The sequence below is a fragment of the Actinokineospora sp. UV203 genome (assembly GCF_056323665.1).
Window position 1 is genome coordinate 6,101,061 of the sequence record NZ_CM150484.1, and the last position, 13,573, is coordinate 6,114,633.

Consider the following 13,573-nt stretch of genomic DNA (forward strand, 5'->3'; position numbering starts at 1 on the left):
CCCCGAGTGGGTCGCCATACGCGGGCAGTCAGACCGGTCGCGGTCGTGCCTGACGACCCGAAGGACGAGTGGGTGCGCCAGCTTTATCGGCAATTCGCGAATCAGCTCAGCGCCCATGTTCTCGGTCTGACGAAATACGACCGGCAATGGACCGAGGACGTCGTCCAGGAGACTTTCATCCGGGCCTGGAAACACGCCGACAAACTTGATCAACGGCCGGAGATGCTGCGCGGCTGGCTGTTCGTCGTCGCCCGCCGGATCGTGATCGACACGCACCGGGGGCGGCAGGTCCGGCCCATCGAGATCCGCGGCACCGACATCGCCGAGGACCGGGTCGGCGTCTCCGACAAGGCCGACAGCACGGTCGACGCGATCGTCGTGCACGACGCGCTGCGTCGGATCTCGCCCGATCAGCGCGAGGCGATCATCGAGACGTACCTGAAGGGCCACACGGTCGACGAGGCCGCGGCCCGGCTGGGCATCCCACCGGGCACGGTCAAATCCCGGACCTACCACGCGATGCGGGCACTGCGGCGCGCGCTTCGGGCGCGGGGGTGAGCGCCATGGCCTCGCATTTCGACGTGGCGGCCTACGCCCTCGGGACGCTCGACGCCCGCGGCACGGAGGCGTTCGAAGGCCACCTCGTGGGCTGCGCGAACTGCCAGGTGGAGCTGTTCGAACTGCAAGAGCTGCCCGGGCTGCTGGACACGGTCGCCGAGACCTGGCCGGACGCGCCCGCGCGGGGGGCGGTGCTGTACGGCCTGCCCTCGAAGGTCGAGCGGCGGCGGTTCCCGAACTGGCGCGCGGCGACCGCGGCGGCGGTGCTGGTGTTCCTCTCGGGCGCGGTGACCGCGATCGGGTTCCTCGGATGGGAGGGCGCCGACTCGCCCGCGGGGCAGGCCTCGGAGTCGCCCTCGGCGCTGACCCGGCTCGATCCCGTCGCCGAGGAACCGGGCGGCGTCAGCGGGTCCCTCGAATCGTCGACCTCGCACGCCTGGGTGGAGACCACGCCGGAGGGCAGCCGGATCGCTCTCGACCTCGGCGGCATCACCGGCTCGACCCCGTGTTCGGTCGTGGTCGTGTCCCGGGGCGGGGAGAGCACGGAAATCGCCTTGTTCGACCCGCCGAAACCGGGTGAACGGATTGTGGTGTCCGGGACGACGCCCTATCCGGTGGCCCAGATCGACCGGGTCGAGGTTCGCCGCGTTTCCTCCGGAAAAGTCATCACGACACTCAAGGCGCCAGAAAAGTAGAACCGGATCGGCCGCTGTCACGTATTCCCTTGGGAAAGCCGATACGGAAATGGGAGAGCCAATGACGCGAATTCGGAACTTCGCCCTGGCCGTGGCGCTGGTGCCGATCGGCATCGCCGCGACGGCGTGCGGCGGCGAATCGCCCGGCACGATTCCGAGTGAGGTCGCGGTGGTCAAGTCGGACGCGTCTCCGGACACGGGTGCCGCGCAGGCGAAACTCGCGGTCGCCACCGTCCCGGACTTGGGGGCCATCATCACCACCGGCGACGGGAAGACGCTTTACCGGTTCGACAAGGACACGGCCAAACCGCCGAAGTCCAACTGCGACGGTGAGTGTGCGGCGAAATGGCCGCCGGTCTTGGTTGCGGAAAACGCCGAGGTCGCTGTCGACGGGGTGGACAAGGCGCTGGTGTCGAGCCTGAAGCGCACGGACGGCACGCGGCAGCTGAGCATCAGCGGGTGGCCCGCCTACACCTTTGCCCAGGACACGGAGCCGGGTGACGTCAAGGGGCAGGGGGTCGGCGGGACCTGGTTCGGCTTCACCTCGGCGGGCAAGAAAGCCATCGCCCCTGAAGCCGGATCCCTTGAGGTGAAGGTGATGCCGGTGGCGCCGCTCGGCCAGATCCTCACCGACGCGGCGGGAATGACGCTGTACCGGTTCGACAAGGACACCCCGAACCCGCCGAAGTCCACTTGCGATGGTGAGTGCGCGGCGAAGTGGCCGCCGCTGCTGGTCCCCGAGGGCGCCTCGCCGAAGCTCGACGGGGCCGACCCGTCCGTGCTGGGGACCGTTGAGCGCGGTGACGGGTCCCGGCAGCTCACGGCGGGGGGTTGGCCGCTCTATCTGTTCGCCGACGACAAGGTCCCGTGCGACATCAAGGGGCAGGGCGTCGGCGGAACCTGGTTCGCCGCCAAACCTGACGGCGGCAAAGCGACTGGATGAGAGGAGGTCCACCACTAACACCGACGCTGTGGGGTGAGCAACCACGGCTCGGCTGGACCTCGCTCGGGTGGTCGAGCAGGGATCACCCGATCGAGAAACGACGTCGAGCTGGAACGGCCCTCTGACCAAAGGCACTGGTCAGGGGGCCGTTCGCCGTATTCGGAGGACTGGTCGAGAATAAAATCAAGCACGCATGCTTGATTTGTTTGGTCCGGCGTGCGACGGTGGACAGGTGATCGATCTGACCGCGCTGCTCGCTGACCTGCGGGCCGAAGGCGCCGAACTCGACTCCTGGGTCGAGCCGCTGTCCGACGACGAGTGGGCCACGCCGACGCCCGCGGCGGGGTGGACGGTCGCCCACCAGGTCGCCCACCTGGCCTGGACCGACGAGCGGTCCCTGCTGGCGGTGACCGACCCGGAGGCCTTCCAGACCGAGTTCGCCGCCGCGCTGAGCGGGGGCAACGTCGCGCACTTCGTCGACGACGGGGCCGCCGAGGGCGCCGCCGAGCCGCCGGCGAAGCTGCTCGCGCGCTGGCGCTCGTTGCGGGACGCCCTCCACTCCGCCCTCGCGCAGGTGCCCGCGGGGACGAAGCTGCCCTGGTATGGGCCGCCGATGAGCGCCGCGTCGATGGCGACCGCCCGGATCATGGAGACGTGGGCGCACTCCTGCGATGTGGCCGACGCGCTCGGGATCAAGCGGTCGCCGAGTCCGCGGATCAAGCACGTCGCCCACCTTGGGGTGCGCACGCGGGACTTCGCCTTCCAGCTCAACGGGCGCACGCCACCTGCTTCACCGTTTCGCGTGGAGCTGCTGGCGCCGGACATGACCCGGTGGACTTGGGGACCTGAGGACGCCTCCCAACGGGTGACCGGGCCCGCGGTCGACTTCTGCCGCTTGGTGACCCAGCGCGTGCACCGCGACGACACCGCGCTGGTCGCGTTCGGCGCGGAGGCCGACGAGTGGCTCGACATCGCGCAGGCCTTCGCGGGGGCGCCGGGGACCGGGAGGGCGAAGACGTGATCCGCATCGGCAACGCGTCCGGCTTCTACGGCGACCGCCTCTCGGCGATGCGCGAGATGCTGACCGGCGGCGATCTTGACGTCCTGACCGGCGACTATCTGGCTGAGCTGACCATGCTGATCCTTGGCAGGCAGCGGATGAAGGACCCGACGGGCGGGTACGCGAAGACGTTCGTCCGGCAGCTTGAGGACTGTCTCGGGTTGGCCGTCGAGCGCGGGGTCAAGATCGTCAGCAACGCCGGTGGGCTGAACCCCGCCGGCCTCGCCCAGGCGGTTCGGGCGTTGTCGGACAAGCTCGGCATCGAGGTTTCCGTCGCCCACGTCGAGGGCGACGACCTGCTTCCGCGTGAAGGGGCGCTGACCGCGAACGCTTACCTTGGCGCGTGGGGGATCGCGGAATGCCTGCGCGCGGGTGCCGACATCGTGGTGACCGGGCGGGTCACCGACGCCTCCTTGGTGGCGGGACCGGCCGCCGCGCACTTCGGCTGGGCCCGCGACGACTTCGACGCCCTCGCCGGGGCCACGGTCGCCGGACACGTCATCGAGTGCGGCGCGCAGGCGACGGGCGGCAACTTCTCCTTCTTCACCGAGGTCGCCGACCTCGGCCACGCTGGTTTCCCGATCGCCGAGATCTCGGCAGATGGGTCCTCGGTCATCACCAAGCACGCTGGAACCGGCGGCGCGGTGACGGTGGAAACCGTGACGGCGCAACTGCTCTACGAGATCCAGGGCGTCGACTACCTGGGCCCGGATGTCACCACCAGGTTCGACACCATCTCGTTGGCTTCGGATGGGCCGGACCGGGTGCGGATCAGCGGCGTGCGCGGCGGGCCACCGCCGGAGACGGTGAAGGTGTGCGTCAACACCCTCGACGGATTCCGCAACAGCGCCACATTCGTCCTTTGTGGACTCGATGTGGACTCGAAAGCCGCGCTGGTGCGGCGGCAGCTGGAGTCGTTGATCGGCGCCGACGGCCTCACGTGGACGCTGGCTCGCACCGATCATGCCGACGCCGACACCGAAGAGGCGGCCAGCGCGCTGCTGCACGTCATGGTGAAGACGCCGGACCCGGCTCGGGCCAAGGCGTTCTCGCGGGCGACCGTCGAACTCGCGTTGGCCTCGTATCCCGGTTTCACCTTGACGGCTCCGCCCGCCGATGGCACGCCGATCGGGGTGTACCGGCCGGAATACGTGACGCCCGACGAGGTCGAGCACACCGCGGTCCTGCCCAACGGGGAGAAGCGCGTGCTGAAGTGGACTGAGGGCGCGGCTGTTGAGGCTCGCGCTGTCGTCTGGACCGACCCTGGCACCGATTTCGGGCCTACGCGGAGGGTTCCGCTCGGTTCCGTCGTCGGGGCGCGGTCGGGCGACAAGGGCGGTGACGCGAACTTGGGTCTCTGGGTGCGTCGGCCGGAGGCGTTCGACTGGCTGGTGCGCACGCTGACCGTGGAGCGGCTGCGGTCACTGCTGCCCGAGACCGTGGGGTTGGACATCGAGCGGCACCTCTACCCGAACCTCGGCGCGGTCAACTTCGTCGTGCACGGCCTGCTCGGCCAGGGCGTCGCCGCGGCCACCCGGTTCGACCCGCAGGCCAAGGCGTTCGGCGAATGGCTGCGCTCACGGCACATCGACGTCCCGGAGGTCTTCCTGTGAACCCGTTCGACACCCCCGAGCGCCGTGAGCTGCGCGCGACCGTGCGCCGGTTCATGGACACCGAAGTGCTGCCACACCTGGACTCCTGGGAGCGCGCGGGCGAGGTCCCCAGGTCGCTGCACCGCACGGCGGCCGACCTCGGCCTGCTCGGCGTCGCGTTCCCCGAGGCGGTCGGCGGCGGTGGCGGCGACGTCATCGACGCGATGGTCGTCGTGGAGGAGATGCACTACGCCGGCGCGTCAGGCGGTCTCATCGCCGCGCTGCTGACGTGTGGCATCGCCGTGCCGCACATCGCGTTCGCGGGCGACCCCCGGCACATCGACCAGTGGGTGCGGCCGACGCTGGCAGGCTCACTGATCGGCTCCCTGGCGATCACCGAACCCGACGGCGGCTCCGACGTCGCGGGCCTGCGCACCACCGCCAAGCGCGACGGCGACGATCTTATTGTCAACGGCGCCAAGACTTTCATCACCTCCGGCGTCCGCGCCGACTTCGTCACGACCGCGGTGCGGACCGGCGACGCGGGTGCACACGGCATCTCATTGCTGGTCATCGAGAAGGACACGCCCGGCTTCACCGTCAGCAGGCGGCTGGAGAAGATGGGATGGCTGTGCTCGGATACCGCTGAGCTGTCGTTTGTGGACTGCCGGGTGCCGGTGGCGAACCTGGTGGGCAAGGAGAACACCGGGTTCATCCAGATCGCCCAGAACTTCGTCGCCGAACGGCTGACCCTCGCCGTGCAGGCGTACGCGGCGGCGCAGCGGGCGCTGGACCTGACGCTGCAGTGGTGCCGGATGCGGGAGACGTTCGGGCGTCCGCTGATCTCCCGGCAGTCGGTGCAGACCACGGTGACCGAGATGGCCCGCAAGATCGACGTGGCCCGCGTCTACACCCGCGACGTCGCCGCCCGCCACCTCGCGGGCGAGGACGTCATCGCCCAGGTGTGCTTCGCGAAGAACACGGCGGTGGAAACCGGCGAATGGGTCGCCCACCAGGCAGTACAGCTCTTCGGCGGCCTCGGCTACATGCGGGAGTCCGAAGTGGAACGCCACTACCGCGACATGCGCATCCTGGGCATCGGCGGCGGCACCAACGAAATCATGACCGGCCTCGCCGCCAAGCGATTGGGATACACCTCATGACCACACTGCGATCCTCAGTGGACAGCGCGGGGGCCGACTTCCAGGCCAACCGTGCGGCGATGCTGACCAAGCTCACCGAGCTTGACACCGAGCACGCCAAGGCAGTCGCCGGCGGCGGTGAGAAGTACACCGCCCGCCACCACAAGCGCGGCAAGATGCTCGCCCGCGAGCGGGTCGAAATGCTGCTCGACCCGGACTCCCCGTTCCTCGAACTGTCCCCGCTCGCCGCCTGGGGCTCCGACTTCCCGGTCGGCGCCAGCCTGGTCACCGGCATCGGTGTCGTCGAAGGCGTCGAGTGCGTGATCAACGCCAACGACCCCACGGTCAAAGGCGGCGCGATCAACCCCTGGGGCATGAAGAAGGGCTTCCGCGCCGCCGACATCGCCGCGCAGAATCGGCTGCCTACGATCAACCTCGTCGAGTCCGGCGGCGCTGATCTCCCGACGCAGAAGGACATTTTCATCCCCGGTGGCCGCACCTTCCGCGACCTGACCCGGGCCTCGGCCGCAGGCATCCCGACGGTCGCCCTGGTCTTCGGCAACTCGACCGCCGGCGGCGCGTACCTGCCGGGCATGTCCGACTATGTCGTCATGGTCAAGGAGCGCGCGAAGGTCTTCCTCGGCGGGCCGCCGCTGGTGAAGATGGCCACCGGTGAGGACTCCGACGACGAATCCCTTGGCGGTGCGGAGATGCACGCCAGGGTCTCCGGCCTCGCCGACTACCTCGCCGCCGACGAGCAGGACGCGATCCGGCTCGGCAGGCGCATCGTCAAGCGGCTCAACTGGCGCAAACTCGGCCCGGCCCCGGCCGCCGACTACGCCGAGCCCGAGCACGACGCCGAGGACCTGCTGGGCATCGTCCCCACCGATCTGAAGATCCCGTTCGACCCACGCGAAGTCATCGCCCGGGTGGTCGACGGCTCCGATTTCGACGAGTTCAAGCCGCTCTACGGATCCAGCCTGGTCACCGGCTGGGCGCAGGTCCACGGCTACCCCGTCGGCATCCTGGCCAACGCGCGTGGTGTGCTGTTCAGCGAGGAAGCGCAGAAGGCGACCCAGTTCATCCAGCTGGCCAACCAGACCGACACCCCGCTTTTGTTCCTGCACAACACCACCGGCTACATGGTCGGCAAGGAGTACGAGCAGGGCGGCATGATCAAACACGGCGCGATGATGGTCAACGCCGTGTCGAACTCCAAGGTCCCGCACATCTCCCTGCTCATCGGCGCGTCCTACGGCGCCGGGCACTACGGCATGTGCGGGCGTGCTTATGACCCCCGGTTCCTGTTTGCCTGGCCCAGCGCCAAATCCGCGGTCATGGGCGCCGCGCAGCTCGCGGGCGTGCTCTCGATCGTCATGCGCCAGGGCGCCGAAGCCAAGGGGCAGATCTACAACGAGGAGCACGACGCCGCCATGCGCGCCATGGTCGAAGGCCAGATCGAGGCGCAGTCGCTGCCGACGTTCCTGTCCGGCATGGTCTACGACGACGGCATTATCGACCCCCGGGACACCCGCACGGTGCTCGGGATCTCCCTGTCCGCGATCCACAATGGACCAGTGAAGGGCGCCGACGGTTTCGGCGTCTTCCGGATGTGAGCGCCCACATGATCACCTCAGTTCTCGTGGCCAACCGTGGAGAGATCGCGCGGCGGGTCTTCCGCACCGCCCGCGACCTCGGCATCGCGACTGTGGCGGTGTATTCCGACGCGGACGCCGACTCCCCGCACGTCGCCGACGCGGACTCCGCGGTCCGCCTCCCCGGCAACACCCCCGCTGAGACATACCTGCGTGCCGACCTGGTGATCCAGGCCGCCCGCGACGCGGGCGCCGACGCCATCCACCCCGGCTACGGCTTCCTGTCGGAGAACGCCGTGTTCGCCCGCGCGGTCATCGACGCCGGGCTCATCTGGGTCGGCCCGCCGGTCGAGTCGATCGAGCGGATGGGCTCCAAGATCGAGTCCAAGGAGCTGATGGCCGCCGCAGGCGTGCCCGTTCTGTCCAATATGGACCCGGACGCGGTCGCCGAGTTCCCCGTGCTGGTCAAGGCATCGGCGGGCGGTGGCGGTCGCGGCATGCGGATTGTCCGGTCCCAGGCCGAACTCGCGGGTGCGGTCGAGGGGGCACGGTCGGAGGCCGGATCGGCGTTCGGCGACTCGACGGTGTTCATCGAGCCGTACCTTGAGACCGGCAGGCACATCGAGGTCCAGGTGATGGCCGACCGGCACGGCACGGTGTGGGCGGTGGGGGAGCGCGAGTGCTCCATCCAGCGCAGGCACCAGAAGGTCATCGAGGAGGCGCCGTCACCGCTGGTCGAGCGCACCGAGGGCATGCGGGAGCGGCTGTTCGACGCCGCCCGCAAGGCCGCGGCCGCGATCGGCTACGAGGGCGCGGGCACGGTCGAGTTCCTGGCCGACGAGTCCGGCCGGTTCTTCTTCCTGGAGATGAACACCCGCCTGCAGGTCGAGCACCCGGTCACCGAGTGCGTCACCGGCCTCGACCTCGTCGCGCTGCAGCTGTCCGTCGCCGAGGGTGCTCCGCTGGCCCCTGAGCCGCCGGTCAGCCGCGGGCACGCCATCGAGGTCCGGCTCTACGCCGAGGACCCCGCGGCGAACTGGCTGCCGCAAAGCGGAGCACTGCACCGATTCGAGATCAGTGCTCTCGCTTCGTTCGCCAACCCGCCCGGCGCGGGCATCCGGGTGGACTCCGGCGTGGTCAGCGGTTCGCTGGTCGGAGTGCATTACGACCCCATGCTGGCCAAGGTCATCTCGTGGGCGCCGGACCGCACCAGCGCCGCCCGCTCTCTTTGCGGAGCACTGCTCCGGGCGCGGGTCCACGGCGTGCGGACCAACCGCGACCTGCTGGTCCGGGTGCTGCGGCATCCGGCGTTCCTCGCGGGCGACACCGACACCGCGTTCTTCGACCGGCACGGCCTCGACACCCTCGCCGCGCCCATCGCCGACAAGGACGCCGAGTCGCTGTCCGCGCTGGCCGCCGCGATCGCCGACACCGAGGCCAACCGGGCGGCGGCGAAAGTGCAGGGGCGGATTCCGGCGGGGTGGCGCAATGTCGTGTCGCAGCCGCAGGTCAAGCGGTACGAGTCGGCGTCCGGTGAGCACGAGGTGCGCTACCGGATCACCCGCGACGGCCTGTCCGGCGTCGAGGGTGTGCGGCTGCTCGCCTCCTCGCCTACGCGGGTTGAGTTGGAGGTCGTAGGCGTGCGGCGGGTGTTCGACGTCGCCTGCTATCCCGGCATCGCTTGCGTGGACTCGGCTTTCGGGTCGGTCACGCTGACCGTGCCGCCCAGGTTCGACGACCCAGCCGACCACGTCGCCCCCGGCTCGCTGCTCGCGCCGATGCCCGGGACCGTGATCCGGGTGGCGGCCGAGGCGGGCCAGCGGGTCGACGCCGGGCAGCCGCTGCTGTGGCTTGAGGCGATGAAGATGGAACACCGGATCGACGCACCCGTCGCCGGTGTGGTCAGCGAACTCACCGTGTTCCCAGGAGACCAGGTCGACGTCGGCCGGGTCCTCGCCGTAGTCGTGGAGGAATCATGAGCTTCACCGAGTCCGAGGAACGCCAGGCCCTGCGTGCGGCCGTGGGCGAACTGGGCCGCAAGTACGGCCATGACTACCTGGTCAAGCAGGCCAGGTCCGGTGGACACACCACCGAGCTGTGGAACGAGGCGGGCAAGCTCGGCTACCTCGGCGTCAACGTGCCGGAGGAGTTCGGCGGCGGCGGTGGCGGCATCGGCGACCTGGCGGCGGTGTGCGAGGAACTGGGCGCGACCGGCACCGGGCTTCTGCAGATGGTCGTCTCCCCGGCGATCTGCGCGACGATCATCGCCCGATTCGGGACGGACGAACAGAAGCAGCGCTACCTGCCCGGCTTCGCCGACGGCTCCCTGCGCATGGCGTTCGCCATCACCGAGCCGGACGCGGGTTCCAACGCGCACAAGCTGACCACGACCGCTCGGCGTGACGGCGACGGCTGGATCCTCAGCGGACGCAAGGTCTTCATCTCCTGCGTCGACGAGTCGCAGTCGGTGCTGGTGGTCGGTCGCACGGAGGACGCGAAGACCGGCAAGCTCAAGCCCGCGCTGTTCGTCGTCCCGACCGACGCCGCCGGGTTCGAGTTCACGAAGATCCCGATGGACATCGTCTCCCCGGACTACCAGTTCGCCCTGTTCCTCGACGATGTCCGGCTGCCCGGCGAAGCGCTGATCGGCTCCGAGGACGCGGCACTGATGCAGCTGTTCGCGGGCCTGAACCCGGAGCGGATCATGGCTTCGGCGTTCGCCGTCGGCATGGGCCGCTTCGCGCTGGAGAAGGCCGTCGAGTATGCGAAGACCCGCACGGTGTGGAAGGAGCCGATCGGCGCGCACCAGGCCGTCGCGCACCCGTTGGCGCAGGCCAAGATCGAGCTGGAACTGGCCAAGCTGATGATGCAGAAGGCCGCCGCGCTGTACGACGGTGGCGACGACATGGCCGCGGGCGAGGCGGCGAACATGGCGAAGTACGCCGCGGGCGAGGCCGTGATCAAGGCGGTCGACGCGGCCGTGCAGACCCACGGCGGCAACGGTTTGGCCAGCGAGTACGGTCTCGGCGCACTCATCGGCGCGTCCCGGCTGACCCGGATCGCGCCGGTGAGCCGTGAGATGATCCTGAACTTCGTGGCGCAGTTCTCCCTTGGGCTGCCGAAGTCGTACTAAGGATGTGGCGTGAGCACCGAGGCAGTCAGGCAGCCGCAGCAGGACCGCAGCCGAGCGACCCGGCAGCGGCTGCTGGCGGCCGCCATCGACTGCCTCGCCGAGCTCGGGTGGACGGGCAGCACGGTGTCAGTGGTCGCCGAACGGGCAGGCGTGTCGCGCGGGGCGGCGCAGCACCACTTCCCGACCAGGGAGGACCTGGTCACGGCGGCGATCGAGTACGTCGCCGAGGAGCGGTTGGCGCACCTGCGGCAGGGGTTGCCGGACCTGCCGCCGGGGCGCGACCGGACCGAGTTCATCGTCGACACGATCGGTGAGATGTACGCGAGCAAGCTGTTCTCGGCGGCGCTGCAGCTGTGGGTGGCGGCCTCTTCGGACTCGCAGTTGCGGGAGAAGGTCGTGCCGCTGGAAGCCCGGGTCGGGCGGGAGGCGCACCGGATGACCGTCGAGGCGCTGGGGGCTGACGAGTCCCGGCCGGGGGTGCGGGAAGCGGTGCAGGCGACGCTGGACTTGGCCCGCGGACTGGGTTTGGCGAACCTGCTCACCGACGACGCCAAGCGCCGGTCCCGCGTGCTGCGTCAGTGGGCGATGACCCTGGACGCCGCTCTGTCCTGACGTCACCAGATCCAGAACCGGCCCGTCGAAGTGCAGTTCGACGTAGTCGCGCACAAAGCAGACGGCTTGGGCTCGCTCACCCCGAGAAACCGTTCCGTCAAACATCCTGCCCAGATCGAGGCGCTACCCCCGCGCCATGATCATCCCCGCGGCCACTCATGTTGATCAAAGACTTGCCTCTTGGCACTGGGTGGCGCGGCGGGCTCCGACCAGCAGCAGGACGGCCGCGAGCAGGAGGAACAGCAAGGGCGAGAGCCCGGAAAGAACGGCACCGACCACAGTCCACGCCGCGACGCTCCACGCGATGAACGGCGGCGGTGTGATGCCTTGGCGGCCCATCCACAGCACGATCAGGCCGATCAGGAGCAGCGGCAAGCCAAAGCTGTAGAACGAGTACCAGAAGGCGGCGGTGGTGTGGCTCATCGCGAGCGGGTCATTGTTCTGTTCCTCCCACAATGCCCAGCTGAGCCAGCTTCCGGCGTAGTGCGGGGCCGTCTGCACCAAAGCGCCCAGCGTGTGCCCCAGTCCGCACAGCACGATCAGCCCACCGGCCCACTTGATCATCTGGCGCCCCCATCCTCGTCGTTATACGGTTACGTATATCCGTGAGGCTATACCCGTTATACGGCACCGTACAACGGGTGGAGGGTGAGGTGGGCCATACATGGGAGCGCTGCGCACCCCGCGGGAGAAGTGGGTCGAAGAGGGGCTCAGGACGTTGGCCTCAGGCGGCGTGGATGCCGTGCGCGTCGAGGTGTTGGCCAAGGCGCTCGGTGTGACCAAGGGCGGGTTCTACGGCTACTTCGCCGATCGCGACGAGCTGCTGACAGAGATGCTGGACACCTGGGAGCGAGAGAGCGTCGGCGACGTCGTCGATCGGATAGCGCAGGAGGGCGGCGACATGATGGACAAGGTCCGGCTGGCCGGACAGCTCACCTTCTCCAGCGAACGCCTGCTTCCCATCGACCTGGCCATCCGCGACTGGGCTCGACGTGACCAGGCGGTCGCCGAGCGCCTGCGCCGCGTGGACAACGGGCGCATGCAACTCCTGCGTGACGCGATCAGCACTTTCTGCCCCGACTCGGACGAGGTCGAGGCCCGCAGCCTGCTCGCCTTCTGCATGGCGATCGGCAGTCACTTCCTCGCCGCCGACCACCCAGCCCGCAGTCGTGTCCAGGTCATGGCCCGCGCCAGCGAACTCCTCCTCACCCGCTCGCCTGGCAAACCGGACCAGTGACACCCCGCGAGATCCTGCGTCGGTGTCCCTGATCGTGGCCGTATCTACGTCAGATCGCGCAGGGCGGCGTCCAGTTCCGCGAGGAGTTTGACCTTCGGGCGCGCTCCCACCAGCGCCCGCACCGGCTGACCGTCCACAAAGAGCATCAGGGTCGGCAGCGACATCACGTGGTATTTCCGCCCCATGAGCGGGTTCTCATCGTTATTGATCTTGACTACGGTCAGCGAGTCGGCGCGTTCGACGGCGATCTGCTTGAGTACCGGGACGATCATGTGGCACGGCGGGCACCACTGGGCCCAGAAGTCGACCAGGACGGGCTTGTCGTGTCGGAGGACCCGCGCTTCGAAGGTGTCGTCGGTGACCGTCGAGAGTTCACCGGTGAGGCTTGTCGATGACATGACTACTCCTTGAATTCGGTTGGGTCGGTCACCCGGCACGGGTCGGGCTGCCGGGCCCACGCGGTGGTCAGCTTGCTCACCAGGCCTGCCCGGACCGCGGTGAGCCGCTCGAGGCAGGCGTCCACCTCGGCGAGTTTGCGCTGGTAGACCTCGATCGAGTCGGCGCACGAGTCCCCGGCCTCATGACCCGCGCGCAGGCACTCGACGAACGGGCGGGTGTCGTCCAGGGTGAGCCCGACGGCCTGCAGGGTCCGGATCTCGTCGACGAGACGCACGTCGTCCTCGTCGTACTCCCGGTACCCGTTGGCCGTGCGCCGCGCTTCGAGCAGGCCTTGGGACTCGTAGAACCTCAGCGCGCGGGCGGTCGTCCCGGCGCGTTTGGCGAGTTCGCCGATTCTCATGTGGTCGACGGTAAACGTTGCCGCACGCGTCAAGGCAAGCCCATATCATCAGCCGGTCCGCGGTGACCGCGCCTCGGCAATTGTCCGTGGCAGGCCAACCCGCGGCAGCCACAGGAGCAGACCGCGCTGAATACCGATCCCACTGAGGGTGTCCGCGCGAATTCGTCTGCACGCCCCACATGTGCATGCCCGAAAGTGCGGTCGACG

At 69.0% G+C, this 13,573-nt stretch carries 14 protein-coding genes; 11 read left to right on the forward strand and 3 right to left on the reverse strand.

Going from position 1 to position 13,573, the window contains the following annotated elements; all coding sequences use genetic code 11:
• Positions 1 to 6 precede the first annotated feature (6 nt).
• From ACUZ2Y_RS29395 to ACUZ2Y_RS29440, 10 genes are all read left to right on the forward strand, one after another.
• On the forward strand, positions 7 to 558 hold the full coding sequence (locus tag ACUZ2Y_RS29395; RefSeq protein ID WP_476324980.1) for a sigma-70 family RNA polymerase sigma factor: 552 nt from the start codon (positions 7 to 9) through the stop codon (positions 556 to 558).
• 5 nt (positions 559 to 563) lie between these two features.
• Positions 564 to 1,253: a hypothetical protein gene (locus ACUZ2Y_RS29400; protein WP_476324982.1), complete on the forward strand. Its 690-nt coding sequence runs from the start codon at positions 564 to 566 to the stop codon at positions 1,251 to 1,253.
• 61 nt (positions 1,254 to 1,314) lie between these two features.
• Positions 1,315 to 2,196 carry a hypothetical protein gene (locus tag ACUZ2Y_RS29405; RefSeq protein WP_476324984.1) on the forward strand — a complete coding sequence of 294 codons (882 nt, stop codon included), beginning with the start codon at positions 1,315 to 1,317 and terminating at the stop codon, positions 2,194 to 2,196.
• A gap of 232 nt (positions 2,197 to 2,428) precedes the next feature.
• Positions 2,429 to 3,217 carry a TIGR03084 family metal-binding protein gene (locus tag ACUZ2Y_RS29410; RefSeq protein WP_476324986.1) on the forward strand — a complete coding sequence of 263 codons (789 nt, stop codon included), beginning with the start codon at positions 2,429 to 2,431 and terminating at the stop codon, positions 3,215 to 3,217.
• 47 nt (positions 3,218 to 3,264) lie between these two features.
• Entirely contained in the window at positions 3,265 to 4,869 is a 1,605-nt protein-coding gene (locus tag ACUZ2Y_RS29415) for an acyclic terpene utilization AtuA family protein (RefSeq protein WP_476332134.1), read from the forward strand.
• Complete coding sequence (locus ACUZ2Y_RS29420) at positions 4,824 to 6,011, forward strand: acyl-CoA dehydrogenase family protein (protein ID WP_476324988.1); 1,188 nt, start codon at positions 4,824 to 4,826, stop codon at positions 6,009 to 6,011. The genes ACUZ2Y_RS29415 and ACUZ2Y_RS29420 overlap by 46 nt, the downstream gene beginning before the upstream one ends.
• Positions 6,008 to 7,606 carry an acyl-CoA carboxylase subunit beta gene (locus tag ACUZ2Y_RS29425; RefSeq protein WP_476324990.1) on the forward strand — a complete coding sequence of 533 codons (1,599 nt, stop codon included), beginning with the start codon at positions 6,008 to 6,010 and terminating at the stop codon, positions 7,604 to 7,606. Before ACUZ2Y_RS29420 ends, ACUZ2Y_RS29425 begins: the two co-directional genes overlap by 4 nt.
• A gap of 8 nt (positions 7,607 to 7,614) precedes the next feature.
• Positions 7,615 to 9,564 carry an acetyl/propionyl/methylcrotonyl-CoA carboxylase subunit alpha gene (locus ACUZ2Y_RS29430; protein ID WP_476324992.1) on the forward strand — a complete coding sequence of 650 codons (1,950 nt, stop codon included), beginning with the start codon at positions 7,615 to 7,617 and terminating at the stop codon, positions 9,562 to 9,564.
• Positions 9,561 to 10,718 carry an acyl-CoA dehydrogenase family protein gene (locus ACUZ2Y_RS29435; protein ID WP_476324994.1) on the forward strand — a complete coding sequence of 386 codons (1,158 nt, stop codon included), beginning with the start codon at positions 9,561 to 9,563 and terminating at the stop codon, positions 10,716 to 10,718. The genes ACUZ2Y_RS29430 and ACUZ2Y_RS29435 overlap by 4 nt, the downstream gene beginning before the upstream one ends.
• 9 nt (positions 10,719 to 10,727) lie before the next feature.
• On the forward strand, positions 10,728 to 11,330 hold the full coding sequence (locus ACUZ2Y_RS29440; protein WP_476324996.1) for a TetR/AcrR family transcriptional regulator: 603 nt from the start codon (positions 10,728 to 10,730) through the stop codon (positions 11,328 to 11,330).
• A gap of 165 nt (positions 11,331 to 11,495) precedes the next feature.
• Here the strand turns inward: ACUZ2Y_RS29440 and ACUZ2Y_RS29445 are convergent, their stop codons facing one another.
• Positions 11,496 to 11,894, reverse strand: coding sequence for a DUF6463 family protein (locus tag ACUZ2Y_RS29445; RefSeq protein WP_476324998.1), 399 nt, complete (start codon positions 11,892 to 11,894; stop codon positions 11,496 to 11,498).
• A 100-nt stretch (positions 11,895 to 11,994) separates the two neighbouring features.
• On the opposite strand from ACUZ2Y_RS29445, the gene ACUZ2Y_RS29450 reads away from it, so the two are divergent.
• Positions 11,995 to 12,567, forward strand: a complete 573-nt coding sequence (locus tag ACUZ2Y_RS29450) for a TetR/AcrR family transcriptional regulator (RefSeq protein WP_476325000.1) — start codon at positions 11,995 to 11,997, stop codon at positions 12,565 to 12,567.
• A gap of 44 nt (positions 12,568 to 12,611) precedes the next feature.
• Here the strand turns inward: ACUZ2Y_RS29450 and trxA are convergent, their stop codons facing one another.
• Positions 12,612 to 12,965 carry a thioredoxin gene (gene trxA, locus ACUZ2Y_RS29455; RefSeq protein ID WP_476325002.1) on the reverse strand — a complete coding sequence of 118 codons (354 nt, stop codon included), beginning with the start codon at positions 12,963 to 12,965 and terminating at the stop codon, positions 12,612 to 12,614.
• A 2-nt stretch (positions 12,966 to 12,967) separates the two neighbouring features.
• Entirely contained in the window at positions 12,968 to 13,366 is a 399-nt protein-coding gene (locus tag ACUZ2Y_RS29460; RefSeq protein ID WP_476325004.1) for a MerR family transcriptional regulator, read from the reverse strand.
• Between the last annotated feature and the right edge of the window lie 207 nt (positions 13,367 to 13,573).